Source organism: Ensifer sp. ENS02 (assembly GCF_014851885.1).
GTDB lineage: Bacteria > Pseudomonadota > Alphaproteobacteria > Rhizobiales > Rhizobiaceae > Ensifer > Ensifer adhaerens.
Window position 1 is genome coordinate 12,466 of record NZ_JACVAO010000026.1, and the last position, 26,495, is coordinate 38,960.

19 protein-coding genes are annotated in these 26,495 nt (G+C 56.4%); 9 read left to right on the forward strand and 10 right to left on the reverse strand.

The window, feature by feature from the left end; translation table 11 throughout:
• Positions 1 to 537 precede the first annotated feature (537 nt).
• Together IB262_RS32820 and IB262_RS32825 are read left to right on the forward strand one after the other, a co-directional pair.
• A complete protein-coding gene (locus IB262_RS32820; protein ID WP_210337794.1) occupies positions 538 to 3,195 on the forward strand; it encodes a TrlF family AAA-like ATPase in 2,658 nt (885 codons plus the stop codon).
• On the forward strand, positions 3,192 to 3,623 hold the full coding sequence (locus IB262_RS32825; RefSeq protein ID WP_192494371.1) for a GNAT family N-acetyltransferase: 432 nt from the start codon (positions 3,192 to 3,194) through the stop codon (positions 3,621 to 3,623). The genes IB262_RS32820 and IB262_RS32825 overlap by 4 nt, the downstream gene beginning before the upstream one ends.
• A 351-nt stretch (positions 3,624 to 3,974) precedes the next feature.
• On the opposite strand, the gene IB262_RS32830 is transcribed toward IB262_RS32825, so the two are convergent.
• The 4 genes from IB262_RS32830 to IB262_RS32840 form a co-directional block, all read right to left on the reverse strand.
• Positions 3,975 to 4,793, reverse strand: coding sequence for a class I SAM-dependent methyltransferase (locus IB262_RS32830; protein ID WP_192494372.1), 819 nt, complete (start codon positions 4,791 to 4,793; stop codon positions 3,975 to 3,977).
• 281 nt (positions 4,794 to 5,074) lie between these two features.
• Positions 5,075 to 5,263 carry a hypothetical protein gene (locus tag IB262_RS32835; RefSeq protein ID WP_192494373.1) on the reverse strand — a complete coding sequence of 63 codons (189 nt, stop codon included), beginning with the start codon at positions 5,261 to 5,263 and terminating at the stop codon, positions 5,075 to 5,077.
• A gap of 173 nt (positions 5,264 to 5,436) precedes the next feature.
• A complete protein-coding gene (locus IB262_RS36210) occupies positions 5,437 to 5,985 on the reverse strand; it encodes a hypothetical protein (protein WP_246802794.1) in 549 nt (182 codons plus the stop codon).
• A gap of 20 nt (positions 5,986 to 6,005) precedes the next feature.
• Positions 6,006 to 7,280, reverse strand: a complete 1,275-nt coding sequence (locus tag IB262_RS32840) for a ParB/RepB/Spo0J family partition protein (protein ID WP_246802795.1) — start codon at positions 7,278 to 7,280, stop codon at positions 6,006 to 6,008.
• Positions 7,281 to 8,082: 802 nt separating this feature from the next.
• Here IB262_RS32840 and IB262_RS32845 point away from each other — a divergent pair.
• From IB262_RS32845 to IB262_RS32855, 3 genes are all read left to right on the forward strand, one after another.
• On the forward strand, positions 8,083 to 9,438 hold the full coding sequence (locus tag IB262_RS32845) for a phospholipase D family protein (RefSeq protein ID WP_192494374.1): 1,356 nt from the start codon (positions 8,083 to 8,085) through the stop codon (positions 9,436 to 9,438).
• Between the two features lie 99 nt (positions 9,439 to 9,537).
• On the forward strand, positions 9,538 to 11,031 hold the full coding sequence (locus IB262_RS32850) for a hypothetical protein (RefSeq protein WP_192494414.1): 1,494 nt from the start codon (positions 9,538 to 9,540) through the stop codon (positions 11,029 to 11,031).
• 166 nt (positions 11,032 to 11,197) lie between these two features.
• Positions 11,198 to 11,533: a hypothetical protein gene (locus tag IB262_RS32855; RefSeq protein ID WP_246802796.1), complete on the forward strand. Its 336-nt coding sequence runs from the start codon at positions 11,198 to 11,200 to the stop codon at positions 11,531 to 11,533.
• Here IB262_RS32855 and IB262_RS32860 read toward each other — a convergent pair.
• From IB262_RS32860 to IB262_RS32870, 3 genes are all read right to left on the reverse strand, one after another.
• Positions 11,530 to 13,014: a hypothetical protein gene (locus IB262_RS32860; protein WP_192494375.1), complete on the reverse strand. Its 1,485-nt coding sequence runs from the start codon at positions 13,012 to 13,014 to the stop codon at positions 11,530 to 11,532. The genes IB262_RS32855 and IB262_RS32860 overlap by 4 nt on opposite strands.
• Entirely contained in the window at positions 13,014 to 17,834 is a 4,821-nt protein-coding gene (locus IB262_RS32865; RefSeq protein ID WP_192494376.1) for an AAA domain-containing protein, read from the reverse strand. Before IB262_RS32865 ends, IB262_RS32860 begins: the two co-directional genes overlap by 1 nt.
• 172 nt (positions 17,835 to 18,006) lie before the next feature.
• Complete coding sequence (locus IB262_RS32870; protein ID WP_192494377.1) at positions 18,007 to 19,143, reverse strand: RHE_PE00001 family protein; 1,137 nt, start codon at positions 19,141 to 19,143, stop codon at positions 18,007 to 18,009.
• Positions 19,144 to 19,321: 178 nt separating this feature from the next.
• On the opposite strand from IB262_RS32870, the gene IB262_RS32875 reads away from it, so the two are divergent.
• Genes IB262_RS32875 through IB262_RS32890 form a run of 4 tightly spaced genes read left to right on the forward strand, consistent with a single transcriptional unit; the run spans position 19,322 to position 22,543 of the window.
• On the forward strand, positions 19,322 to 19,579 hold the full coding sequence (locus IB262_RS32875) for a DUF3800 domain-containing protein (protein WP_192494378.1): 258 nt from the start codon (positions 19,322 to 19,324) through the stop codon (positions 19,577 to 19,579).
• Positions 19,579 to 20,481: a hypothetical protein gene (locus tag IB262_RS32880; protein WP_192494379.1), complete on the forward strand. Its 903-nt coding sequence runs from the start codon at positions 19,579 to 19,581 to the stop codon at positions 20,479 to 20,481. The genes IB262_RS32875 and IB262_RS32880 overlap by 1 nt, the downstream gene beginning before the upstream one ends.
• The gene (locus tag IB262_RS32885) at positions 20,478 to 21,611 is read left to right on the forward strand and encodes a site-specific integrase (protein WP_246802797.1); all 1,134 of its coding nucleotides are present in this window, start codon (positions 20,478 to 20,480) and stop codon (positions 21,609 to 21,611) included. Before IB262_RS32880 ends, IB262_RS32885 begins: the two co-directional genes overlap by 4 nt.
• Before the next feature lie 32 nt (positions 21,612 to 21,643).
• Positions 21,644 to 22,543 (forward strand): restriction endonuclease, encoded by a 900-nt coding sequence (locus tag IB262_RS32890; RefSeq protein WP_192494381.1) that lies wholly within the window; start codon positions 21,644 to 21,646, stop codon positions 22,541 to 22,543.
• On the opposite strand, the gene IB262_RS36790 is transcribed toward IB262_RS32890, so the two are convergent.
• The 3 genes from IB262_RS36790 to repC all read right to left on the reverse strand — a co-directional run bounded on the left by IB262_RS36790 (position 22,540) and on the right by repC (position 26,384).
• On the reverse strand, positions 22,540 to 24,216 hold the full coding sequence (locus IB262_RS36790) for a GIY-YIG nuclease family protein (protein WP_192494382.1): 1,677 nt from the start codon (positions 24,214 to 24,216) through the stop codon (positions 22,540 to 22,542). The genes IB262_RS32890 and IB262_RS36790 overlap by 4 nt on opposite strands.
• A gap of 40 nt (positions 24,217 to 24,256) precedes the next feature.
• Positions 24,257 to 25,015, reverse strand: a complete 759-nt coding sequence (locus IB262_RS32900; protein ID WP_192494383.1) for a hypothetical protein — start codon at positions 25,013 to 25,015, stop codon at positions 24,257 to 24,259.
• Between the two features lie 151 nt (positions 25,016 to 25,166).
• Entirely contained in the window at positions 25,167 to 26,384 is a 1,218-nt protein-coding gene (repC, locus tag IB262_RS32905) for a plasmid replication protein RepC (protein WP_192494384.1), read from the reverse strand.
• Between the last annotated feature and the right edge of the window lie 111 nt (positions 26,385 to 26,495).

Here is a 26,495-nt window from a genome sequence, read left to right on the forward strand (position 1 = left end):
TTTCCCGATGCACCCCGAAGGGCAAGCCCCCTCGGGAGAAGCCTCCCCGGTCTTTCCGGGGGAATGGCCTCTGACATTCCCCCGGACAGAGGGGGGAGGGCGAAAGCCCGCCCCTCGGCGACGGCTGTTCGGGTCAAGGGGTCGTGGCGGGGAAAAACGGAAGGTTCGGCCGCAGGCGGAAAGCCGTCTTTTCTCCGACGCGACAAACGGCTTGCCGCGCCTGCCCCTTGATCCGGGCGGCCGGTGATGTCATGGGCGCAAACAGGCAGAAGCGGCCCGGTACGGGCTTCATGATCGGGTGCGTGGGCGCCCGGTGGACAAGCGATCGTCACCGGAATCGGCGGAGACGGCCGAAAGGTCGGCTCCGTGCCATCGGCATAGAGCGCGGGCCGCTCGCTGCGAGCGGATGACCTTTGGCAGGATCGCGGACGTCCAGCGATCGCTGGTTGGCGCCTCAACTTCTGTAAATCTAATTGTCTCGGACCGACACAGATGATTCATATCGCGCAACCCCTGAGGGTGTGATAATCAGGCACTGTGCCGCATGGCCAACTGGAGGAGACTAATTTCGAGACATTTTTTCCCAACGGATCCACTTGGGTCCGGGCAGATTTTCATCTGCATACCAGGGCTGACAAGGAATTTACCTTTGGAGGCCAGGCCAACGATTTCGTCGGCGCGTACATTGCTGGCCTAAAGGCTGCGAGTATCCGCTTAGGCGTGGTCACGAACCATAACAAGTTCGACCTGCAGGAATTCAAAGCTCTGCGACGCGCCGCAAGGCATGAGGGTATTGGCTTGCTCCCTGGCGTAGAACTGTCCGTGAATGACGGCGGCAACGGTGTCCACACCCTCATCGTATTTTCCGATGAATGGCTTGAAGGCGGTCACGACTACATCAACGCGTTTCTCGGGAACACTTTCAGCGGCCGCACGCCCTCTCAGTATGAAAATGAGAACTCCCGATCAAATGATGACATTGTCTCAACCCTGACAGCTCTCGAACGCTTCAATCGAGACTTCTTCGTTATATTTGCCCATGTCGAGGCATCGAGCGGATTATGGAACGAATTGAAGGGCGGGCGAATGGAGGAGTTGGCCACCAATCCTCTGGTGGAAAAATATTGCCTCGGCTTCCAGAAGGTTCGCACGCACGACGTGCCCGACAGGCCTTGTCGCATGAAAGTCAAACAGTGGTGGCCGCAATACCCTGCGGAAGTAGAAGGGAGCGACCCGAAAAACATTGAGGAGATTGGCAAAGGCAAACAATGTGTGCTCAAGCTCGGGGACCTGACGTTTGAGGCGGTCAAGTTTGCGCTGCGCGACTTCAGATACCGTGTCGCGGCGGAAATACCGAAAGCGGGCCACGGCTTTGTTACCGCCATGCGTTTTGAGGGCGGCTTGCTTGATGGCGTTCGCATGCCCTTCTCGCCGAACCTGAACTGTCTGATTGGAATCCAGGGAAGTGGCAAGTCATCGGCCTTGGAGTGCCTTCGATGGGCGCTCGACATTCCATTCGGCGAGCGCCCGCAGGACCGAAAATACAAGGAGGATCTGGTCCCCTTCGTCCTGAAAAGTGGTGGCCGAGTTGTCGTGGAGGCTGTCGATCCTCTCGGATCCTCTTACGAAATTCGCAGAATTTGGGGGCATGACCCAGAGATATTTTTGAATGGCGTCCTCCGCAAAGGGGTCGCTGTTCGGCAAAGCGTGATCCGAAACCCGTTATATTTCGGGCAGAAGGATCTGTCGGCTGCGGGCCAGGATTTTGGGAAAGACCTGGTCGAGAAGCTGGTAGGCGAGTCGCTGCGACCTGTTCGAGAAGCGATCGCCGAAAAAGCAAGCGAACTTACCGCTGCGGTCGGGCTGCTTCAGGCGATCGAAACCGACACCGAGAAGCTCGCCGAGCTTCGCCGGGAACTATCCGCTCTCGAATATCAGATCGAGCAGTTCGACAAGCATGGCGTGAAGGACAAGCTGGAAAAGCAGCTTGCCTATAATCAGGACGCAGCATTCGTCACCTCGGTTGATGAAAAAGCGGAAAGCTGGAGCGATGCTGTCGGTAGTCTCGCGGAGGAGGGCGCCGAGCTTCTGGAAACGATTGCAGTCCCCGGATCTAAGTACAATGCCGATTTTTTCGCTGACTACGCGCCTGTGCTCGCGGAGCTGAAAGCATCCGTCGCCTCGATCAAATCGGTCCAATCAGCGATCGACAACATTCGTGACAGATTGAGCGAGAAGCACGCGACGCTCAACGGCACGATCAGTGGCCTGAAGGATGAATTCGCTTCCGTTGAGCGCGAACTCCTGGAAGCCCTCGCCGGCAAGGGTGTTACGGCCCTGCAGCCGGACGACTACCTAAAGAGCACAGACCGCAAACTTGTGATCGACGGCAAAATCGCCGAACTTGAGACCGCAACCTCCAAGGCTGAGGAGCGTAGCGGCTTGGTCGCCACGACGAGCAGTGCGATCAACGAAAAATGGCTCGAGGAGTATCGGGTAACGGCGGCAGCCCTCGAAAAAATCAACGCCGCCCAGACTGAACTGAAGATCACCCCGACCTTCAAGGGCGACAAGAGAACCTTCACGACTCGACTTGAGACGGCGATGAAGGGCAGCAGCGTGCGAAGCGATAGCATCCAGGCGATCTGCGAGAAATACGTGGACTTCGCGGCAATATACGCTGATCTCGATGGGGCCTGTGCGCTCGCCAAAGGGCGCGCGGACGCATTCCGAGAATACTTTCTGAAAGCGTTGCCGGCACTCCTGACTTTCCAGGTGCCCAACACTTACGAGATCAACTATCACGGGCGCCCGCTTCGCTCCCACTCTCTCGGCCAGCGCGCGTCCGCGATGATGCTGTTCCTGCTAAGTCAGCAGGAACATGACCTCGTTCTCATCGATCAGCCTGAAGACGATCTCGATAGCCAAACAGTTTACGAAGAGGTCGTGAAGCGCATCCGCGACATCAAATCTGGCAGGCAGTTCATCTTCGCCACACACAACGCGAACTTTCCAGTCCTTGGAGACTCGGAACTGGTGTCGGCATTCAGCTCGAGTGACGACAAGATCGCCGTTTTGTCTGCGAGCATCGACGTCGCCGACTGCCAGACGCGCATCATCAGGATCATGGAAGGCGGTCCGGAGGCATTCGCCCGTCGCAAAACGATCTACGAGCATTGGAAGACGGGACTATGAATATGGAGCATGGCCACGCTTCGCAGATCGCTGATTTGCTAAACAAGCACAATCAACTGGCAATAGAGTACGACGCCGAACGTGTTCTGGAGAAAGCAGATGAATATCTGTTCGATCTCTCGGAAGATGGTCGCGTAAAGTGCTGTTGCCAGCTCAAACGCGTGCAATGGTATCAGTCTGAGATTTCTCATGTGACGACGCATGCGGATTTTGTTCGCCAGGGCCTCGGCGGCCGGCTCATCGCTGTCGCAGAGAAAAAGGCCCAGGGCGATGGCGCGCGTTTGATACAATGCACAATCAGGGCCGGAAACGACCCGAGTGAGGGCATGTTCAAGAAAGCCGGATTCCAAGCTGGCCCGACTTTTGCCAATCCACAGACAGGCAATGCAGTCACTGTCTGGAGCAAGGCGCTCATCGTACCCGCGTAGTCTGCCAGCCGTTCCGGCGAACGAACCGGCTCCAACAAAAATGAAGAGTATCGGAGAAATCAGCATAGCGCCGGCCGACGGCCCGGATTTCGGGAATTCTCGCCGCGAAAGGTGCGGAACAGGGGCAGCCGCAGGAGCTTCAGCGTAGCGGCCCGAAGGGGAAGCGGGATCGACTGTCCCCGGTCCTTGCGCTCCGTTTTTCACGGGCGGGCGGGGAGCTTCGAGGGGTGGGGCGCCAGGGCACCCCTCGCACCTGGCGCGCGCCGTTCGATACGGCAAGTGACAGCAAGCTGCCGGATCGATGTCGACTCGGCAGGGGTCTAGCATCGGTTTCCGCCTCGCGAATGAGCGCTAGAACAGCCTGAGCTGACCTGACTTGTCCAAACCGAAGGGCGGCTTATCCGCCTCGGTAGTGAGCCGTTCAGCCTCTTGGGCAGCACAGCGCTCGGGTGGGGCCGTGTTAGGGACCTGAGCAGTGTCCCCCAGGTCGCGTTTGTCGGTGCGAAGCTTGACGTTCCAACCTCCCATGATATGGGCCAGCGTGCGCCACTCGTCATGAAATCGCATTGCCAAACTGTCGCCGACAAGAACGATTGCTGGAATATGCAAAAGCGTGAACTGGATATACGCCATGTGAACGGCGCGACGGTCAATGTCCACGGCAGTGACGTGCAGCGTGTTCTGATAATTGAAACCGGCATCCCGTATGGCTTCGGCCAGCGCGACAATCATCGCGCCGCTGCCAACGGCGGGTTCCTGCGCAATCATGAAGCCGCGCTTTTCGATGGTCTTGCCGATTTCCTCGCTACTGCCTGCGAGCATCATCGCCATCATCCGGCAAAGGGGATAGGGCGTGAAAAACTGGCCCCGCGCCTTGTTGTGCAGTTCGAGCGCATGGAACGTCGCGCCGAGAATGTCCTGCGGTGCGTCCTCCATCGCCATGATGACCTCGCCCATGACCTGTGTGAACGTCTCGATCGTCGCGGCGTCATATTTTCCGATGATTTCAAGATAGCGGGCTTCAAGTCTATCGAAATGCACCCGATCGATAGCGTTGCTCAGGGAAATGGCCGCGCATTCGCACCAATCGGAAAACACCGAATAGAGGTCGTACTTGTAGCGGCAAGTCTCGAATAGCTTGACGATCGCCTTGAGGCGGGAATTGTTCATGGAATGACCTGAATGCTTTGTCGAACCGCAAAGCGGCTTTCTGATCCTGCGAAGTCAGGGCGCCGCTCCTGTCTTCCGGGGCCGCGTGAGTGGTGGGCTGGAAGGGGGAAACAAGCTTCGCGCGGAACCGCCTGCACGAAGCGACGGCGTAGCGGAGGAAGGTGGGCGGAAGACTGTTTGGGGGAGAGAAGGGCGAAGTCCTCGGCCCCCCTCTGCCCTTCAAATTTGGGACGGAATGTCCCGTAAGGGCCTGCCGGGGTTCGATGCCACGGCAGGCCCTTTCAGCGCTGCATGTCACGCTCTGATCTGTTGACGACTGCGTTTTGCGGCAGATCGAACGCTTCGAGAGCTATGTTCAGGGCTTTCTGAACGTCGGCCCACTCAACGGATTCATGACCGGCGAGATAGGCGTTGATGAGTTTGCAGCAGACTTCGGCAGCAAGCGTTGGGTCGGGCGTCTGGTCGAACATTGGGTTTTCTCGGCTGAATTGGGGGGGAACCGGCCGCGCTGGAGAGGCGCGACCGGCTGGCTGCGGAGGACTATTCCGCCGCCATCGGGAAGGGTTGCGCCTCGGCCTCAGCTTCCGCATCCGGGTCAGCTGCGATCTGGACGGGACCGGGGAGCCAGCCCGAACCCTTGATCTTACGCTCCGCGATCAGCACAGCCTCTGCTTTCTTGGCTGCGGAAGAAACCGCAAGGGCCGCCTCTGGCCCCCGGGGCTTCAAGAACCGCCTGCTCGATGCCCCGGCGGTTGACATGGTTGAGATAGCTATCGGCGGTGGTCTCAAACCAGTCGTTCATTTTGACCTTGAGGGCGCGACCAAGCTGATTGGCCTGATCGATGCCCTTACGGCGGTCTGAGAATTTGACCTCTACCGCGTTGACGGCATGTGCTGCTGCATAGGCCAGCAGCGCCAGCAATTCCTCGCGGCTCTGATTGAGGCACCAATCGAAGAGGTCGGCCGGGTTACCGGGGATTTTATGTCCGTAGTTTTCCCGCAAACTATCGAAGGCTGTCGATGCCGGGCATTTCGCCGGCTCCTTGATCCATTTGTCGAGATGCTCATGGGTGAGCGACACCTGCAAGGCGCTCTTTTCATCCACCCATCCGCCGTAGCTGATGCGCAGCAGCATCGCGTGAACAAAGGCAGCCAAGGCCACGTCAGGATTGTTCGCCAATTCCACCCGCAATGCAGCGGTCTTCTTCGCCGTCAGAACCTCGATGAGGGATTGGGGAGGGGAGAATGCTGCTGGAGTTTGGTCTGCAGCCTCGCTGATCCTGCGGGGGTATCGGTATTCTCCTCATTTATCGCCGCGCTCCCGCTGCCACCGCCGTCCGTGTCGTGTTCCCCGTCGGCTTCGTCGTCATCCCTTACAATTCCAAGGGCCACCTCTGCCGCGCCGTGATGGGTGACGAAGACAACCACACCGCTGCGAGCCATGTCTTCCGGTCGATAGGCTTCCTTCTTCGCGGAGATTTCGTCCAAACGCCTGTCGATCTCGGCAATACGTTGTCCGGCGGCCTCGTCGTCCGCTTCCCCATCGATCAGTTCAGCCAGATCGCCGTGTTCGTTGACGAGCGCGTCATATTCGGCCTGATCTTCAGCAGAAAGCTCGACGTCGTCGGGATAGATGCGCGGTATGGAGAAAATCCAATCCGGGCGCTGGAATTGTGTTTCAACCCATTTCCAACCCTTGTCGCGATAGGGCAGGGCGAGCTGTTCCAGCTTCTCGGAGACGAGCCTGTCGAGCAATGCGACGTCCAGTGCGTAACCTTCACCCTGCTCGCCAAACAGATCACGGCGCACCGGTCCCCCAGCCGCTTCATAGGTGTCGAGGCCGCCGATGAGCCTGACACGCTTGTCGGTGCTGGCGACTTCGTCGGTCACGAGGTTCGATTTGATCCTCTGGGCGTGGCGGTCCCATTGGGGCAGATTTTCCCAGACCTGCTCCTGCCGTTGATGGTCATCAGAGACAGTGAAGGCGGAAAGCTGCTCGAACGTCATCTTTCCTTCGCGATAAACCTCAAGAAGCTTTGGCGACACCTTCACCAGCGCCAGACGGCGGCGCACAATGATTTCTGTGATGCTGAAATTCGCGGCAATATCGGCAATCGTCTTACCCTCCGCGATCATGACCGAAAAAGCCTCGAACTGGTCGATCGGATGCATGTCTTCCCGAAAGACATTTTCCGACAGGCTGATTTCCGTTGCATCCGCCGCCTCGCGAACCTTGTATTCGACATGGTGGTCCTTTGCAATCTTGCCCTGCTCCACCAGCATCAGCAGCGCCCGCCTACGCCGTTCACCAGCCGTCACGAAATACCGGCCACTCTTGTCGCCAGCGCGCACCACAAGGTTTTGAAGAACTCCTTCGGCATCAATGTTTGCGGCGAGTTCGGCGAGTTTGGCCTCGCTGTAGCTTTTGCGGACATTCTTGGGGTCGGCGTCCAACTTGTTCAATTCGATGAGGATAGTCGTCGTCATGGCTTCAATCTCCTGATTTCCCGTTGGCTTGAGTTTTCAAAACCCGCTGTGGGCGAAGCCTTCTTCCTTTGGTCCGAAGGACGTGCTCACACGTTCTCGGGACGAAGGGAGGGGGCGTAAGCCCGCTCCCGGTAGGGTGGAGATCCGGTCATGGGTCGGCCGTGGAAAAAATCGGAAGGTTCGGCGCGAAGCGGTGAAAGCCTATTTTTTTAACGGCCGACAGCGCCCTCGGGCGCGCTTGCCCATTGGCCTGATCTCCACCCTATCGTAAGAGCGGCAGTGTCACGGAAAAGAACCGCGTCCACCGCGAGGCGGATGCTCCTTGTGAAAGCTAGCGCGCTGGCGCGCTTCCGATCTCTCGCCCAGGCGTGCCGAGGCGAGCTGCGCAATGTGATCGTGACCGGACGGCCGAAACCCGTTTCGGGGTTCGGTGGAGCCGCATTTGGTCGGAGCAAGGCGGCGACCAGCGGCGGTGCAATAGAGCACACTCCCGTAGGTATGCGCCACATACTACAATCGCCAACTCTCGAAACAACCGTGTCCTCATGGTGGGCGCGCTCGAAGAGCCAGAAAAAATCAAAGCCACAACAAAGACATCCAAAAATTGCTGAAAACCCGCCTGAAACCCATGAAGATCTCCCCACTGCGCTTTTCGATCCATATGAAGGATCGCCGCGCCCGGCTCCCGTGTTTTGATACGAGGGCGCCGTCGCAGCCTTTGGCTGTCGCAGGAGAAGATCCAGACTTTGACGCAACAACCTTCAAGAGTGTAGATCAGTGAAAGAAAAAGGGGGGGCGCCGCTTGGAATTGCTTTTGAACGGGATCAACGGCAACTATCTCCGAAACATTCTGTTGAATGCTGTCGAAGACACTGATCGGGTTGATGCTGCAGTCGCTTATGCCACGGAGAACGATCTCCTTTTTGATTGGTGTTGGGAAAACAAACTACCGCTGCGTTTCTGGGGACGCTTTGATGAACAGGTACCGGTGAGTATCCCCATTCTCGAACGTTTCCTTTCTCGCAGGTCGGGGCGCTATACTTGCAAGCTCGTGCGCCAATTCCATCCCAAGGTAATCTGGTGGCGCGGCTTCGGCGCATACATCGGCTCTGCAAACCTTACCCAAAGCGCATGGTGGAATAACGTCGAGGCCGGTGTTTTCCTCACCGAGGACGAGCTGGTGGATAGCGGTCACGATCTTCAGCTGGAGCAATTCTTTGCTGAGATCGAGACCCATGCTGCCCCGTTGACTCAGGAGCTGTTCGATCTTCTCTCGGCCAGGAACAAGGAACTGACTAGGCGCAAAATTGCTCAAAAGGCTTCGGATGAAGCGTTCACCGCAACCACCTTCGTTCCCCATTTTCCCGGGCTGGCGCGATCAAGCGCGAAGTCGGCGGGGGAGCAGCGCAAGCAAGCGTTTCTGAATGAGTGGAACAGCACTCTTCAAATTATTCGAGACATCTCTGTCAAGATTTCGGTTGACGGAAACAGGCCATCTTGGGTGAGCGCCACCGCGCCGTTGGGTGTCCATGCCGACCAGTTCCTCCATGCCCACTACTACCAGAATACATTCGACGGCAGGAGAGCGGACTTCGAGACGCATTTTGGCAGAAACAGATTGGATCCCGATACCGCCGTTGAGACTGCGATTCGATGGTGGCAGAAGCGGCCGGACAGTTCAGACGAGAACCGGATGCTCAATAAGACTGCCCCCGCCTTGCGGCGGGCGTTTGCAGAAGACCGTCTACAACGCCTTACTGAAGATGAATTCATTGAGGTTCTCGGCAAAATCCACGCAACCCGGGAGTTTGCCCGTCGTGCGCCCAATCGACTTATCGGGCTAAAGGGCGACCGGCCATACGACATACCCGAGAAAGTTGATGCCTTGGCGAGACATATCTACAGGGCGCCAAACCGCGGGGGGATCTCCGCATTGGAGACACTATCCTACATTCTCTATGATGGTCGAATTGAAGACGTCCCTATTCGCCTTTGGAACGCGATTGTCGACCCCAAGAGGAAAATCGAACTGATCGGCGTGAGCGCTCTGGGGGAAATTGTAGGGTGGGCATTGCCGGACAGATATCCGCCGCGCAACGGGCGGACCAGCAAAGCCCTTCGATCGCTTGGGTATGACGTAACGGTTCATGTAGGCTAGAATTGCCATTATATCTCACTATATCAATGGCTTAGTTCCATAAACTACGTTATGCGACACGCCCGTTTACAGACATTCCTGGGGGGAAATTTGGCATCCGTGAAGTCTCTATCGCAGGCAGAAGTCAGCGTCATAAAGGGTATGCTGAATCTTAGCCCCCGGCCAACTGATCAGAAAATCCTGGCCTATTTCACCCACCCGGATCGAGACCTCAATCACCGCCTAATCGGGCAGATTCGCAAAGGCCATTGGTTTAGCGCGATCAGACCCGCATCGGAGACAGCGGTACGCGCCTTTATGCTCGCGTGCGAATTTGGCGTCTATCCTGACGCGACACTGTTCGAGCCGCCTGCTGGCGGTCCCTCTCTTGGAGGGCATGGCCGACGATATCTCTTGCTCGATTGGTGGCCTGTAGGCCAGGGCCTTTTTTCCTCAGGTGCAATCTTGGCGGACAACGGCCCCCGCTTCAATTGGGTCTATGACTGCGGAACGACATCCAAGGACAGCCTCTTGGCGGATGCCATAGCGTCCTGCAATTTCAGGCGTTCTGCACTGGGTTTCACCCGGCTCGATCTGGCTGTCCTCTCACATTTCGACCGCGATCATATCAGCGGATTTTCGCGCCTCGTGCAGGCATCTCGAATTCGAATGATCCTGCTCCCTTATCTCACGCCCCTGCAGCGCCTCGTCTTGGCGCTTCAGCAGGGCGTATCAACCGATGACGCCGAATTTGGCTTCTACGTCGACCCGGTCGGCTATCTCAGGGGCTTGGATGGAAGCGATATAGGTGAGATCGTGTTTGTGTTGCCCTCTGGACCAGAAGACGGCCCGCCACCTCCGCCCATTGAGCCGCGTCCAGATCTTGAGGGACCAGAAGAGCCCCCCATCAAATTCTCCGAAGAGACGCCACCGGAAGGATCGCAGGACGAGCTATTCAGCTCGCAAGCCAACGCGAATGTGCGCTATCTGAAGCGTGGCGGCACGATATCGGTGCCCTTCGACTGGGAGTTTCTACCCTATAACGACCCATCAATGCTGCCAAAGGCCACGAAAAAATTCCAGGTGGCGGCGTCGAAACTGGTGAGTGATATCTTGACCGTGCCGACGACGCGAAGCGCTGCGCTCGGCAGGCTAAAAAAGCTCTACGATACCCACTTTGGGAGATCGTCCAAAAACCGGAATATCATCTCGCTCTTCGTCTATTCCGGCCCCGTCAATCAGTCTGCGGTTCTGCTTTGGCACTCCTCCAATCGTCCGCTCGGTTCCCTCTTCGGAAGCAACCGGTTTGCGCAGATGTATACGGGCGACGGAACGCTCGGCGCGGGCAAGCAATTTGCCGACTTCGAGCGGCATTATCGACCCGAAAGCCGACTTGACCGTGCCGGCATCCTTCAGGTCATGCATCACGGGGCAGAGGGTAACTGGCACTCAGGCTTGGCTTCGCTTCTGAGGCCGGAAGCTAGCATTTTTTCATCCGATCCGGACCACAAAGGCTACAAACACCCTCATGCCGCCGTCCTTCGTGACTTCTGGCCCTACCACCCAGTACAGGTCGACGGATCGCGAGGATTGCATTTCTGGGGCGCCTTCTAACCTGCGTTACGCGGATTGAGCCATTCATTGCGCGGGCGAGCCGGCTGCGGGGTGCCCCTACGTTCACAATAGCGTCCCGCTTGTTTCGTCCGCTGAGGACTTCTTTCTGACCCAAAGCTCGGAGGTTCGTTCAATCGACATCAGTTCGTTTGGGAAATTCAACCGCATGGGCTTCCTCGCTGGCTGGAGACCACCAGGATTAAGAATGACGCGGCGCGGTTTGCTTTTTGACCGAACACCCGGCGCATTAGAGCCAATCAATTTTAGCTTTGTGGTCGGGAGCGAAGAATATCAGGCGCTTTGGCCGTGGGGCGAAGCTTGGTGCCAAGAGCTAGAAGTATTTCACAACCCCTTGGCAACTCACCCAATCCCATTCGATCTCATCCCCGGGGCAACACACTGGTTTGAAAGCGATGGCGACATTGAGTGCAATACCATGTGGGCCAACTCAGTCATGTCTTCGGTGACGCATATCGATATGGACAGCGAACAGAATGCCTAGACTGTTTCGATTCCAAGTGCTGTGTCGATAGTGCTCAGTGCAGCATCATGTGTCTCATCTTGCCTGGCCCATATAATCGCCTTCGAGCTTGGGGCCGTGCTAGCGACGTCAGCTACCGCTCGTGTAAGAGCCTGAACAACAACATCATCGGCTGTTATATATCCGATGGGAAGAGGAAGACTCGACCTTGTTTCGGTAGTGTGGACAAGCGCTAGAGCCCAAGAATTCGGCTTGACCACAATCTCCAAGGACTTCGGCAGATCGCCTGAGACGCCAAGACAACGATCGAAAAGTGAATTGTGTTTCTCACTTCTTCCGAACGACCGGCGCCACCAACTCGCCTCGCGTGTCCCGAGACTGTTTCGCGCCAATAAAACTATCCCGTCGCTTTCCTGCGCGTTCAGTTCGCGAACCACGGTCGCAAATGCGAGACTTCTTCCCCAGTAGTCGGCATCTGGCGGAATCCAAAAGACGGGAGTTGGGTCCCCTTGTCCTTGAAGCTTGGTCCAGTCTATCAGCGCACTTCGGGTGATCTTGCCAGAAATCGAGCCCGCTAAGCGGAGACCGGGATCGAAAGGATGCGCCAGCCGTCGACCGGTGTCGTCCTGGCATCTCGCCATCCAAGGTCGCACGTCCGACATCTCATTGAAGCCCGAGCGAGACAAAAGGTCCCCATCTATCTCGCGAAGCCATCGAAAAGCTGTATCGGCGTCCGGAGGTGCGCGCATGCTCGATATCCGCGCGCTGAGCGCCTCGATCAACGGCTTTCTCGAGCCCGCCCTCCCCTTCGTTTGCAACGGCCGAAAATCCGGCTCCAAACCTACAGGATCTTCTTGGTGATACTGGATCGAAATGTGGAATGGAGCTGCGAAAACTTTTATTTGTTGAATGTCATCCGCCGCTTCAAACATGAGGTCATCGGCGCGACTGCGCGCCCCATTCCGCTGCCTCCACTCTAAGAAATGGTCTTCGAAGGCGCGCCCGACCTGAGACGCCGCATTTGCTGCTCTCTCTCGGTCTGGAATCCCTATTTCGGCAATCCTTCGTGCGATGCTGGGATCGAGCGAGACCTCATCCACTGGTGCAAGGGCAATCAGGTCAAAGGATTGAGAAGTCCTGATTTCCTCACGAGCGAAGATCTCCAGTTCCTCAGAAACCGGGGAGATCGCTTCATATCCGCGGGCGGACAAAGTCAATCTACCGGAGTTTTCCAGCACCAAACCGGTCTCCAAAATATCTTGAAGGAGAACCCGGGTTTCTACTTCTTCGAAACCAAAGTAGTCGCCGATCGCCTCCGGCCCTATGTCTGGGACGAGATGGATCAGTCGAATTGCATACTCGGTCGCTAGCGATATAGCCGAACGCTTCATCGCCGTCGCGGAAATCCGGAATTTTTGAGCGCGGACCAGAAAGGAAACCTCGTCAACCTCAATGGGTGAAAGCGAAGTGGTTTGCGATGTCGTATCGGCTGAACTTGGCATCATGCACCACCAAGCGTTGCGATTGGCACAATCCGGTCGCGGGCCTTGAGATGGCTAACAATCGGCTTCAACGAGTTGTTTCCTCTTTCAAACATCGTGGCTGCTCCGATAATGATGAGCCTGTCCATAGCGCGAGAGATCGCGACATTGATTCGGTTGCGGCTCTTAACGTGACCCATCGCGTCCTCGGCATTGTTCCGGACGAGGGACAGTATCACTATGCGATTTTCCTTCCCCTGATATGCATCGACCGTGTCGACCTTGACCAGCGATCGGAAATCCGAGGGAAGGTCCGACGCCACAATCATATTTTCGACGAGCTCCGCTTGCTGAGCGTAGGTGCAAATTACGCCGATAAGCGCTTCCCCGTCTTTCAGTTTCAACGCTGTTGGCGCCTCAGATAAAAACGCCGAAGACGATGCTATCGATTTCAAGAGCCTGATGACTTCGGCCGCTTCCCGGCGATTTATAAAGCTTGTTCCTGCCCCGGCATCATTGCTTCCCTTCTTCGAATGTCCGGTATCGAGCCACACGACTTGTTTGTCGAAGGGAGCCGGCAAATGAGCATAGACCTCGGATGGAGAGGCACGATCTGTTTCCAGCTCCTGGCCCGGGTAAAAGGTCTTAGAAACTAGCGCGCCGATTTCAGCGGCCATTCGATACTGGGTCTTGAGCGTTCGAGCGATCGATTTTCCATAGCTCGAAGAGAAAGCTCGTTCGAAATCACTCTTTTTGAAGTCTTCCATACCAAAGCCCGGGAGTTTCTTTGCCATCGCTTTGAGGGCTTCATGCTCGAATAGCGGTGGAAGCTGCCGATGGTCACCCACTAGCAGGATCCTCTTTCCGGACTGCATGCCGACTGCCAATTCACCGGGCGTGCACCGGGCCGCCTCGTCGATAATGACGAGGTCAAAAACGCCTCTTTCGAGACCAAGCCCATGTCTTCCGATACCCACACATGTCCCGCAAACCAAGTTTCTGCTGCGAGCGAGAAACTCCTCTAGGTTCCTGGACCGAGCGCTCAGCGCCGAAAGCCAATTCCTCGACAGATCAAGCAATCGAAGAAGGCGGTCACGCGCATCAGGATCAAAAACGTGGTGTCGATTTGCTACCTCGTCCCTAAGGTCCTCCAGTATCTCTGGCGGTGTCCCTTCACGCGGGATTATGTCATCGGCGAGCAATCTTTCTAAAGTCCGGCCTAGTGTACCCAGCCGCCTGCCGGCGGCCGTCACAACGTCCGGATCGAGGTCGGTTGAAGCCAGATCTTCCTCTGCCAACTCGATTTGTCTAACGAGGGAGCCGATCGAGGACTCGATTTCGATAGCCTCTCGAACATATCCGCGATCTAGTCCGAGCTTTCGGGATACCGCTGATAATCGATCTTTCAATTCAGCACGAAAAAGCTCGCGATATCGATCCTGAACGGACTGCGAATGGTAGCGTCGGAGCTGCGGAGATATCTTGTCATATTGGCCGACGCGCAGGAGGTCTACATCACCACCATGGTCGTCGAATGTTTTCAGCACCCGCTCCGCGACGGTATTTACGGCCTCGTGAGACTGTGACAGCACCAGAACGTTTCGAAGTTTCCCTTCGTTTAGCGCCCAATGCACGAATGCAGATGTGAAATATGTCTTGCCCGTTCCAGGAGGCCCCTGCAAGAGCCCTACGGGGCCGTTCGACCACAGATGCCTGAAGGCTTCTTCCTGCTGTGGATTAAGGCCATACTTGTCCAGCGCGCCGGCGGGAATTTGGTCCGCCATCAGCGCCGGCTCAATTTTTGCGACTGGGTTAAAATAGGAGATCAAATTGGCGATTTGCGCCTGCCCACGCAGGATCCTGTCCACGGCCTTTGATCGTCGACGAAAACTGGATCTGTTATCCGGAGACTGAATTTTCAATACATCGTTGGGCTGAAGGCGGCGAAATGACCGTGCGTTACGGACTAGAATTTTTCCGTGCCCCGCTCGCGCCGTATCCAGGTCTCCGACGCGATCACCGTTCCAAGTGACTGTAGCAAATTGCCCCGGTCTTACATCGATCGCATCGACTGCAGGCAATTCTGCACAGGTCAAAACAATCGTTCCGGGTTCATGCGTCTCTCGTGGGGCTTCAACAAGCTTTATCTCGGGAAGTATTTCCTCCTCCGCAATGATTGTCTCTTCCCAAAACTTGGCCACTGGAAAGACAGCTTTTACGATCGCGGCGGGCATGGAGAGAGTTTGCTTTGCGCTTGGACCATCGACGGTGCCGGACCCGCTTTTCACCTCTACCGGTGACCCGTTTTCCTTGGCGGATATTAGAAGGTCAGCCACCAGTCCAAAGATAGGTTCAAGACCAGAAAAACGTGTCGTCAATGAATGGGCTACACGGACTTGGCCATTGAACTGCAGCACATTATTTTGCCCTGCCCAGTTGGACTCCCTCGCGTCGACGCTATGCATCACCGCGTTGCGGGGTTTCATATCCTTTCGATCAAAGTCGATCCGAATTTTCTGGTCGAAGCCGTAAATCTCGATCTGGTCTTTGGCATCGCGAAGTACAACGTTGAATTTCCCGTTGTCAGCGAGCATCGCTCCAGGGAACCGCGGATCGCGAAACTCAATGGACAGATCGAGACCGCCCCCTTCGCCCGTGATTTCCGCCTCGGACAACGCGTCGCGAAGCGGCTTCAGCGTAGCCCAGTAATCGGCGTCATCATTCGATTTCAGGATACCTTCCGCCATTCTCTCTTGAAGACGAGTGTCCTGTGCACCGCTTCGAAGCCAGCCATCGATCACTTCGACCGCTATCTGTCCGGCAGCAAACCGGTCTCGAAGCTGAAGGTCGTCATTCTGATGCGGAGGGCAATATGCCGGAGTTGATCGATCGCCATCGTTTGGACGGGAATAATCGAGGAGGTCGACGAAGACGGGTACGGTTGTTTCGTCCGCTGTTTGGGACAAGATTATATTTGTTGGTTTTAGGTCACCATGCGACAGCCCTGCCGCATGAAGCTCATCGACGGCGTCAAACAATGCCCTTAAGAAGGACGTAATTTTACCCTCGTCGTGGGCGGACCAATCGGCTTCCGAAAGCTTAGTTCCTTCAACCCAGTCTTGAGCTAGGAAAAGTCCATCCATACAAAGGCAGCTCTGCCGTATCCTTGGAGCCCACGACGCTGCAAGTCCTTCAAGCCGAGCTCCGCGGGAGAAAAAGGCTAAAAGCGCAAGAGCTGAGGTTTTGGGGTCTCCTATGTATTGCTGGGGCCAATTCTTTATCAGCAATGAACCGGATTTCATCACCCGGTAAGGCATACGCTTAAACCATTCGTCGACTTTGGCCGCGTAGTCCATGAGGTCGATTTCTCGACGATACTGGGCTAGCTGCTTTTCGACGTTGAATGACGCGCTTCGGGAAATGGCATCGACAAATGCGCTACTGGCCTCGATTCCATCCTTGAAGCGCTTCGACGGGTCCCAGTCCAAGGCTCTCTCAAACCAAGACTTGAAATGTCGATATTCACTCATTTCAGTGCTGTCTAACAGCTCATCGGACCAGTAGGGAACGTCGTCTACAAGCTGAATTCGTCGGCCCGTCAATATTCCAAATACTGCCGCAGCCGAAAGGAAAACATCCTGACGAAACGGAGACGCGACCGGTCCTTGCGCTGTATCTTCCGGAGTTCTGTTCCCTCCAGCTAGCAGCTTCGCCCGTTTATCCCCGATAGTCTCGACATCCGGGAAGTGAGAAGCGCCAAACCCCGACAGAACGACGCTGCTTCGCCTCTCGTCGATCCAAATTGAATGCCGATCTATATCTCTGTGAGCCAACTTGACGCGATGAAGTTCCGCGATCCTGTCGAGGAGGAGCTTGGCGATATCCACCCGCCTGTCTGCAGGCAGCTCAGAGATGGTTCCGACGTAGCGGGTCAGCCGAACGAGATCAGGGTGCTTCTCGAAAACTTCGGAAAAATTAAGCCCGTATTCGCGGTCATGCGCCTGGGATCTAAGAACGAAGTTGTCAAAATAGTGTGGGTTTGTCGCACGGATATGACCAAGCGCGGTTCGCTCGCGTTCCGCTACGGGGCGACGGAGTTCTTCAACCGCAAAGGCTTCGGGATCTCGACTGAAGTCCCAGAGCCGGAGCAATCCAGTGTATTTTGGATTTGCTTCGTCCGAGCATGAAAATTCTTCATACAAAGGATGCTTGAATTCTGGCGTCCCGGTTGGCACGAAGCCGTGGTATTTCGCCGGCGTCGCGCCGACGTGGCGGTCATTTGTGAAAAATCGTTGCAGCCCGAACAAGTGCTGTCCGGCAGCCAGAGATGCCGAACCGCCAAAATTTGAATGCGTCGTGAAATATGTCCGAAAAACGCCCTCATTTCCGATGCGAGTGAAGTCGTCGATCGTGAAACAACGGTCCTTCTCATGTTGGTCGAGTCCCGAAAAATCAGCGTGGGGATTTGTAAAAACCACCGCGCTTTCAACGGGTGGGGCGCCAGAGATTTGTTGCACATGCTTTCGGATCGCACTCGCGAGAACTTTCGCGTTCTCACGGATTTTTACCGCCGCCGACTGACCGACTGGTTCTCCATTCTGAAACCATGCCCCACTGCGGCTCTCGAACTTTCCTCGCCCGTGTTTGAGATCGACGATGATCAGTCGGTCTGGAGTGATCAGAACAACGTCGACTTCGCGGTCCTGCCCGCGACGCTTCTCGTTCCGGATGTAGAAATTCGCAAATCCCTTCCAACCAGGCGGTAGCTTGGAGCGAAACTCATTCAAACCAAACTGCTCGGCAGGCTGTGGGCCTTTAGGGCTCAAGAAATCAATCTTCATCCGAATCTTATCCGCAACCGCAAATCACAACTTAGCGTTTCGTTTGAGTATGATAGCTACAGCGAGCAATCTTCAACTAGATTGAGGGCTACGGTACCGATTATGAACAGACTAGCCCCACCAATTTCCAGTTCGAACGACCCGCTCGCAATCCTGGCTCGCCTCGTCGGCACTAGATCACGCCCCAGGCCCGAAACCTTCCCCTCCCCGTCATCTCCCTCAGGCCGAGCTCCAAAACGATCCGCCGCGCCGCCTGCGGCGTAACCTCGAGCGTCCTGGCCACCATCCCGGCCGACACCAATGGCTTTGCAATCACCAGCTCGACCAGCTCCGGTAGTTTTGAGGACGTTCGCCGCCCATCCAGCTTTCGCTCGAACAGCGTGCGCGCCAAAACCAGCCGATCATGCTCTTTCATTCCGATCTCGGCGGCCGCGATCAGGCCGTGGGCGATGGCGAGCAGTCTAATCTCCCGGTCGCGATGCCGGCGGCGATCAACCGGAATGGTTTTCAGGCCGAGACTGATGGCCGCGAGATGGGCCCCGGTCGTTATACCGGTTTCTCTAAGCATCGAAGCGGCGAACAACCGGCCGAGCCAGGGCGCATGCTGTAGGGCGGAAATTTCGGTCCAGGCATCGAGGGCGATGATCGCCTGCAGCGCCGCTGGCAGTTCTTGTAATTGGCGCAGCACGGCGCGCCATTCATCGAGCCGGGCATCCTCGTCCCAGTCGAGATCGTAGACCAGTGGATCCTTTTCGGCCGGCCTGTTGCTGTCGGCTCGGCCGGGACGCTTTGCCTCTTCAATTGTTGCCTCGGATCGAGCGAGCAGCGCATCGATGGCGGCATAGTCGACACCAGGTAGATTGTCCGCATTATCATTACCCCCCTCCCCTTCCGCGATGTTGTTGACCGCTGGACGTATGGTGCCGCCGGCTACCCCTTCCTCAGCATCGACCGGATTTATGTCCGACATCTGTCGTAGATTTCGGATACCCTCCGCCGACAATGCCCAATCCGGCAGCTGGCCAGCAATGCGCCGGCGGGTGCGCAAGACGTCGCGGGCGATGGTGAGTTCGTGGGTAGGGGTGCGGATGTCGCGGGTCGCGTCGTGAAGGACGAGGTCTTCGAGGTGGACGAGTTCGCCGTCGATCCAAAGCGAGGCGCAGGCGTCAGCAAAGTGCATGCGCTCGAGAGCGCCGATCCCGACCGGCGAGCGGGCGATGCGCTCGTCGAGGCGCGTCAGGGCGACACCGGCGTCGAAAGCCGGGGGCATCAGGACGCTCATACTGATTTTCGAAAAGTCGTAAGCCATTGATTTTATGGTAAATGAATTCTTAAAGGAACTCTATCTATATTTTAGTGTTCGCCAGTGAGTATGTGCCACAGTTGGTGCTATCACCTTCGATAACTAACTCTTATCGAAGGTGATAGACATAGATAAGAAAATCGGACAGATTCCGCGTCAGATCAAAGAATTGGTGCATTCGAATATGTCTCAGCCCTCGCCTCCCCGCCTGATCTCCTGCGACGAGGCCGGCTATACCGGGCCTAAGCTCCTCGATGACGACCAGCCGTACTTTGCATACGCTTCACTCGACCTCACCCCAGAAGAAGCGTCCGAGATCGTCAGCGCTACCCGGAAAAAGTATCACATCCAGGCCCCAGAGCTAAAGGCCGGCCTCCTCCGCAAGCGCGAGAATTGGCCGGAAATCGCGCTGGATATCCTCGCCCCCTCAAGCAGCGGGTGATGATCATTGCCGCGGATAAGCGGTTAAACCTGGGTGGGAAGACATTCGAGTATATTTTCGAGCCGGTCCTCGAAGAGCAATGCGCCCTCTTCTATCACTACGATCTTCACCGTTTCCTGATGCACGCGCTTCACCGCGTGTTCTTCAAAGCAGGCGGGCCGGTTCCCAAGCTCGCTGAAGAGCTCCAGGCTTTCATGAAGTCTTTCGATCCGGCAGATGCGCCGACGGTGTTTGCCGCCGCCGGCCAGGACGCCGAAACGGACGAGATCCTCGATTGCGTCCTGCGATTTGCCCGCGGATACGCGGGGATCATCGCAAAGCAAAATGAGACCTTGAGGAAGGACGTCAATCCGGTCGGCAAATGGACACTCGACCTGACGACAACTTGCCTTTGCAGCCTTATCTTGCACGGATGGGGACATCGGCATGAGAGCCTGGACGTGCTCTGTGACGATTCGAAACCTCTCCAGGCTATGGCCCATGTCTTGAACGGTTTCGTCGGCAATACGAAAAGCGCTGATGTCGTTGGCGGAGGGGGTCAGTCCGCGACGATCAAGGCAAACCTTGCAAATCCTCTTCGCTTCGGGTCGTCAGCAGCGAATCCGACCTTACAGATTGCGGATATCGCCGCGGGAGCCACAACCGACTTGCTGCAGCATCAGAAGGACCCAGCCTATCGCGCGCTCGCGCATTGGCTCATTCCTCACATGCATGCGCATACCATGCTGCCGGACGACGATTTCATCGACTTAAAACGTCCGAAGTCACGGATCAATTTTGCCGCGCTGAAGGAGCTCGCTCGTCGTGCTGACGCCGGAGAGGATCCACTCGACGGAATGCAGGGATTCTATGAAGAACTAGTCGCTGAGGAGAATAAGAAATTGAAATGGCGTTTCAAATGAAGGACGCCGTCGACTTACGGGCCGCGAGACTTGACACGATGGCGGCGGTCTTGCCGATGGATCGCCGCGACGAACTGGCCGAGTTGCTCACGGACCAGGATGTGGAGACGCTCCGTCACCTGGTCGAAGAGGGAATGGGGCCGAACACATTGAGAGCCCTGACATCTGATCTAGCGTATCTGCAGGCATGGTCGCTTGCCGCGATCGGGACGTCCCTCCCCTGGCCCGCTCCAGAAGCTCTGCTTCTGAAATTCGTAGCCCATCACCTTTGGCGGCCCGACCAAAGGCAAAGCGACCCCGATCATGGTATGCCGAAAGACGTCGAGGATACCCTCCGCAATCAGCGCTTTCTCAGAGCGTCTGGACCGCACGCCCCGGCGACGGTCCGTCGCCGGCTCGCGAACTGGTCCACACTCACGAAATGGCGTGGTGCCGATGGATACTTTTCCTCCTCTTCCCTAAAGTCGGCATTACGTTTGGCTGTTCGAGCTCACGCGCAGCCCCGTCGCCGCAAGAGCGCCAAGGCAATCACTAGTGACGTTTTGATGAAACTCGTCGCGACCTGTGATCGTCTTGATAAAAGAGACGTCCGAGACAGAGCAATCCTGATGGTCGCCTTCGCATCGGGAGGGCGCAGACGAAGTGAGATCGCTGGCCTCCGGCGCGAGCAAATAACGGAAGAAGAGCCCATCCAAGCCGAAGATGGAAGCATCCTACGCTCTGTCTCGATCCACTTAGGGCGCACCAAGACAAGCAACGGCTTTGAAGATGAGCTGGTCTACCTGACGGGTACACCGGTCGATGCCTTGTTTGACTGGATTGCGATGGCGAACATAGCTGCTGGCAGCATTTTCCGACGGATTGATCGATGGGGGAATTTGTCAGACCGACCCCTAGACCCGAGCGCGGTCAATGATATCGTGAAGCACCGCGTAGCGATGGCCGGACTCGAGCCCAACGCCTTTTCGGCGCATGGATTGAGAGCCGGCTACCTAACTGAAGCCGCGAACCAGGGAATACCTCTGCCTGAAGCCATGGAGCAATCGAAACATCGTTCGGTTCAACAAGCATCGGACTACTATAACCACGCAAACAGACGCGGCTGCCGTGCTGCGCGGATCCTGAGATAGGGAGTTTGCTTGCTGCCGAATGAGGAAGCAAAATGCCTGAAACTGAGGGCTGGCGTGAGTTCGAAAAGCTGATCTCGCGCATCGAAAAGATGCTCGCGCCTTTCGGAGCAGAGGTCAAATCACCAGACAGGATCCGCGATCGGGTGACCGGGCGTCTGCGTGAAGTTGATGCGTCCATTCGGCATGTGGTGGGATCCGTTCCAATTCTCATCACGATCGAATGCCGCGACCGGAAGGGCCGACAGGGTGTGCCATGGTTGGAGCAGGTTCGAACGAAGAAGGAAAGCATAGGCGCTGCTCAGACTATCGTTGTGTCACGGTCGGGTTTCACTCCCGAAGCCCTCATGTTCGCCCAGGCGCACGGGCTAATCGTTCGCAGCATTCAAGAAGTTGATGATGAGTTCATCCTCCGGTGCGTCGGTGGTCTGCAGATTGCTTGCCATCGAGTTGCCTGGAAGGATGTCTCGGCCAGCATCAAATTCCGTCGCGAGCCGCAAGATGACGGGCACGGCGAACTCGGCTTGGATGCCAATGTCCTAGACCGTCTCTCCCAGAATCAAGCATTTGCGGCAGATGAGGATGGAGGCGAGATCACGATCGGAGAGTTGTTTCAAGAGACCTGCGATCTGCAGCAGGAGCTTTTACGGGACCACCTGCGTGATCGTACCGAGATCAGAGCAGGGATCAGCGCATCCTTGGCGCCAGGCGAGGTTTATACCCTCACCAATCGCGGTAAACGCTTTATAGACTCGATCACTTTCGAGGCAACTTTCTACACGAAAGTAACGCCCCTGCCCCCTCTCACACCAATCAGCTATGTTGATCAGAGCGGCAAGAAAATCACGTCATTTTCCCAAACGCATGATCCTGTCACCGGCTTTGGCGTGACGATCCAATTCGACTGGGACGACGACGGCCAGCGCATCGCCTAACTCTGTACCGTACGCGATCGTTTTGATGCCTGGTGGTTTGCAGCGAGCCTCGCCGCCTCAGACCTATCGATCCAGCGGCAGTTCCCCGGCCTATAACCCGATGTCTTATCGATCCGGACGAACGACATGCCACCTCTAGGTGGTTGGCCCACCTCATTCATGAACACCTGAGAATCATACCACGCGGGATGCAGATCGACGCCCTCGATGTAATCTTTGGAGTTGGGATTGATGACGCCGTACCGGATATGCGACCACGCCTTGTAAGCGCTGGTCATAACGAGACTTTCGCCCTTTGCAGCGGGCTTCCGAACATCGAGACGGCCTTTGGAGAGACGCTTCTTGGCTGCCTCGTAGGAAATACCCCGTGTCTCGGCCAGATAAGTCGCTCCGAGCTTGGCGCTCTCGAAGGATTTGTTGTCGATGGTCACGGGCTTGGCGCCGACACCGCCGCTGCCTCCGCCGGTGCTGATGTTAAAGCCAGCCGGTACCAAACTGTTATGTCTTTTGATCCAGGCTCGCTCCTTGCCCTCCAGATCGATCTTCGTCCTCCCGCCGTCAATGCGTTCGATGACGAAGGCATCCGGGCCGAACTTGCGGATCGCAGCATGTAACCCTTCAAGGCTCTTGATCCATCCGGCCTGAGCCTGTTGTTGATGGTAGACCCATCGCCGCTCGATCGTCTGCACCGTGAGCCCGACATACTTTTTGCCAGTCTCGCAATGCGTGACGAGATAGATTGCACCATCCTTAACACCTGGGTTCGGGATGCGGCTGAATGCCTCTTCTGGCGTCATCCCGTCCGCCAACCAACGAGCGATTGTCGTTGCGGTTGCCGGTGGTCGAATGTGGCGAACTGCAGCGCCAAGATTGGGATAAAGGTGTCCATCGACGGACACTTCGTTGACCCGTCTAAAACCGCGAAGCATCTCCCGCTCGAAGATGCGCTCGTCGCTCATTCCCGCTTCGCGCCGCTTGAGGGCGCGATGATAGTCGATGCCCTTCTCCATGCACTTCTGCTTGAAGCTGTCAGAATGGGCTTCGAGGCGACTGCACTCTGGACATCCGGACCCCCTGAGGTGATTGCCAGCGATCTGGTCGAACGAACCATGGTCTGGGCAGATGATGTCCACCTTGGCAGCAATCCCGATGTAGATAACGCGCTCGTAGACGTATCGTCCGCCGTGGACTTCCATGGCCCGGTCGATGAAGCCCCTGTTGAGCTCATTCTGAGACTTCAATTCGCCTCTGGTCGCGGCCGCGCCGGTCAAACTTAACGCCACACATTTTGCGCAGCCTCGATGTCCACGCATATGGTTGCTGGCGGCCTGTACGAACGTTTCGTCATGGAACTCACATCGAATGGTGACTGTATCGGCCGACACGTCCAGCCCCTCGGGGACGAGGCGGTAATTATAGCGGTCGCCGTGCTGTTCGCGCGACCTAGCGATAAAGTCTGCTCGGGAAATTTTTTGCGATGCAAAGTAGCATTTTGCACATCCCGTCCCGTTCTTATGGTGGCCGGGAATAACTTCGAACGGGCCGTGTGAATGACAAATTACAGAGATCTTCGTCGCCGTGTTTTTATAGACCACCTGAGAATAGTCATAACGCTCGCCGTGAACGGCCCGAAAATGCGCAATGATTTCGTCTCTTGAGAATTTCTTCGGCACACGCCACCCGGCTAGCTATTGGAACGATCGCCGGGAAATCCTACCGTTCACGTTTGCTTTGCTCAAGGAGGGAGCGGATCTCCTCGACCGTGGAGCCATAGGCGGTCAGCTTTTTGAGCGTCGCGATTGCGGGTCCTTCCACGTGGCCCAGGAACAAGTCGTCGAGTGCCTCCCTCAATCCATCCATTTCGAACCTCGTCAATCGCGCGACGAAGGCCCGCATCCTGATCTCAGCTCGTTCCCTCTCGCTATGACATGACCGGCACAGTGCCCGGAACGCGCTCAACGGATATTCCCATGGCTCGCGTGCACTTCGAAGGCTCATGTAGTAGCAATGATGCGTGTCGAGGGGAGCGTCTGCTCCGCAATCCTGGCAAGCGTAGTTCGCTCTTCGCTTGACAAGATCCGCCTTTGCCTTCCACCGCGGGTCCCGAAGTTTTGCGGAGTATGGTTGGTTTGATCGTCGATAGTCGTAGACGGGGAGGGGATAAAACCCGAGGCACCACGCAAAACCTAGCTCGTAGTAGAAACCGAAGGACGCGATAAGATCGTCAAATTCGTCTTGATCGCCGCCATAGTTCAGGATTGTGTAAAGCGGGCTGCCGTCGATCAGCAAAATGAGAAGGGCGTCATTCAGATAAGGCTCCTCGCGGGCCGCCCATTTTGAAATCTCGCAGAACGAGGCGTCACCAACCAGGCCTTCCTTGATCATGTATTCCTCGACCGCCTCGCGCATGCGCTCGAGGTTTTCGAGCATTTCAGGCGTGGGGGCAGGGTGCTCGAACGTAAACTCCTCCATTCCCGTGCTCCATTTCCTTGTCGCTTCGATGCCGCCTTCCGCTCTCACACAAGCCTGTAGAGGCGAGATCGAAAGTTTCCGGCTGGCAACTATCAGATATTATCTAATTCTATCAGTATGTTAACCGAATTTTTCACGAGTTTTCGCGGTTTCATGCCGATATTCGCTCAGTGACCTGGCTTGCCCTCAACAGTGCAAACAGCATCGGCCCTAGCGAAAACTCGCCGCGGCGCGCCTTAGCAGTCAGATCCCGAAGATATCCCCCGGCCGAATTGATTTGGCCAGCCCGCTCATAGATGCACGCAACAGCAATGGCGGCACCAGCTTGCCCCATCACCTCGCAAGCCTCCTCGTAGGCCGACGGGCTGACACCCAGCATGGATCGCACCGTCACCGCGGCCATCATCATCTCCCGCCAGCTACTGATCGACCCACCGTGCCCAAAGGGTACGATTTCCGGGCAAGCCCTCAAAACCATCGACAACGGAAACACTTCGGGTTCGTCTTTCCGCTTGGTCTTCTTGTCTGGCTTCGGCTTCTCGCCCTGCTTCTTTTCGAAGCTAGGTTCAAGTTCATTGCAAGATTCGGTATTTGAATTCTGTATGTGGCAGCCAGATACGATGGCATTGCCATCGCTTTTTGTGATTTCTTCTTGTGTTTCCAACATCCTGGACACCTCCTCGTGCAGAAGGGTCATCTCGTCCAGGCTCGTAGCAATATCTTGCAGCGTAGGACGTCTCGCAAACCGCCCGACAATGTCGATGAAGCAGGTCTCTGCGGATGCCCAGTCACCGGCCAGCTGCTCTTCCATCCCAACGGAGATCAGCTTACGCACGTCGCGGCGAACGATCGTCAGCCGATCCTTCAGAATACGAAAGCGGCGCTGCTCAGCGGCAACGTCCTGCGCGAGCGCTGCAAATTCAGACGCGCGGGTCAGAACCGGCGCTAAGCTGAAGCCATAGGCATCTTCGATATCGCCCTCTTCGCCCTTGCGAGCGTAGCGCTTGCCGTTAGGACTATCCTTGCGAATGATTACACCTGCCTCGACCAGCGCACTGAGGCACTTCCGCAGTGTCGTCCCCTTAATGCCATTGGCACGCGCCGAAAGCTGAGCATTCGATGGGAAGACGACAAGATTTTTGTCGTTGCTTAATTCTGCGGCGGGGAAAAATGACAGAAGCGCATGTAAGACCGCCAGGGGTCTATCCTGAAGGCCGAGACGCGTGCGAGCATCACCGACGTCTCGAAACACTCGCCACTTGTCTACCGATGTCCCTGCGACATCCTTGTCTGTACTGATCTGGCGCTTCACCAAGGCGAGCGTCATCGGCCGCCGCCCAAAGGGCGTCGTTATATATCCCGTTTCCATGTCCTTCACCTTTCACAAGGCAAAGAAAAGGCTACGCCGGCACGGCGTTGACTCTTGACTGTGATTCCGGGAAGTGCGATTCTCTAAGCGACCAAACTGAGAGAGGCCTTC

Excerpts from the sequence above, each read along its gene's own strand:
- IB262_RS32825 (WP_192494371.1), top strand. The coding sequence starts at position 3,192 with ATGAATATGGAGCATGGCCACGCTTCGCAGATCGCTGATTTGCTAAAC.
- IB262_RS32830 (WP_192494372.1), bottom strand. The coding sequence starts at position 4,793 with ATGAACAATTCCCGCCTCAAGGCGATCGTCAAGCTATTCGAGACTTGC.
- IB262_RS32835 (WP_192494373.1), bottom strand. The coding sequence starts at position 5,263 with ATGTTCGACCAGACGCCCGACCCAACGCTTGCTGCCGAAGTCTGCTGC.
- IB262_RS32840 (WP_246802795.1), bottom strand. The coding sequence starts at position 7,280 with ATGACGACGACTATCCTCATCGAATTGAACAAGTTGGACGCCGACCCC.
- IB262_RS32855 (WP_246802796.1), top strand. The coding sequence starts at position 11,198 with ATGGGCTTCCTCGCTGGCTGGAGACCACCAGGATTAAGAATGACGCGG.
- IB262_RS32860 (WP_192494375.1), bottom strand. The coding sequence starts at position 13,014 with ATGCCAAGTTCAGCCGATACGACATCGCAAACCACTTCGCTTTCACCC.
- IB262_RS32865 (WP_192494376.1), bottom strand. The coding sequence starts at position 17,834 with ATGAAGATTGATTTCTTGAGCCCTAAAGGCCCACAGCCTGCCGAGCAG.
- IB262_RS32870 (WP_192494377.1), bottom strand. The coding sequence starts at position 19,143 with ATGGCTTACGACTTTTCGAAAATCAGTATGAGCGTCCTGATGCCCCCG.
- IB262_RS32875 (WP_192494378.1), top strand. The coding sequence starts at position 19,322 with ATGTCTCAGCCCTCGCCTCCCCGCCTGATCTCCTGCGACGAGGCCGGC.
- IB262_RS32880 (WP_192494379.1), top strand. The coding sequence starts at position 19,579 with ATGATCATTGCCGCGGATAAGCGGTTAAACCTGGGTGGGAAGACATTC.
- IB262_RS32885 (WP_246802797.1), top strand. The coding sequence starts at position 20,478 with ATGAAGGACGCCGTCGACTTACGGGCCGCGAGACTTGACACGATGGCG.
- IB262_RS32890 (WP_192494381.1), top strand. The coding sequence starts at position 21,644 with ATGCCTGAAACTGAGGGCTGGCGTGAGTTCGAAAAGCTGATCTCGCGC.
- IB262_RS32900 (WP_192494383.1), bottom strand. The coding sequence starts at position 25,015 with ATGGAGGAGTTTACGTTCGAGCACCCTGCCCCCACGCCTGAAATGCTC.
- repC (WP_192494384.1), bottom strand. The coding sequence starts at position 26,384 with ATGGAAACGGGATATATAACGACGCCCTTTGGGCGGCGGCCGATGACG.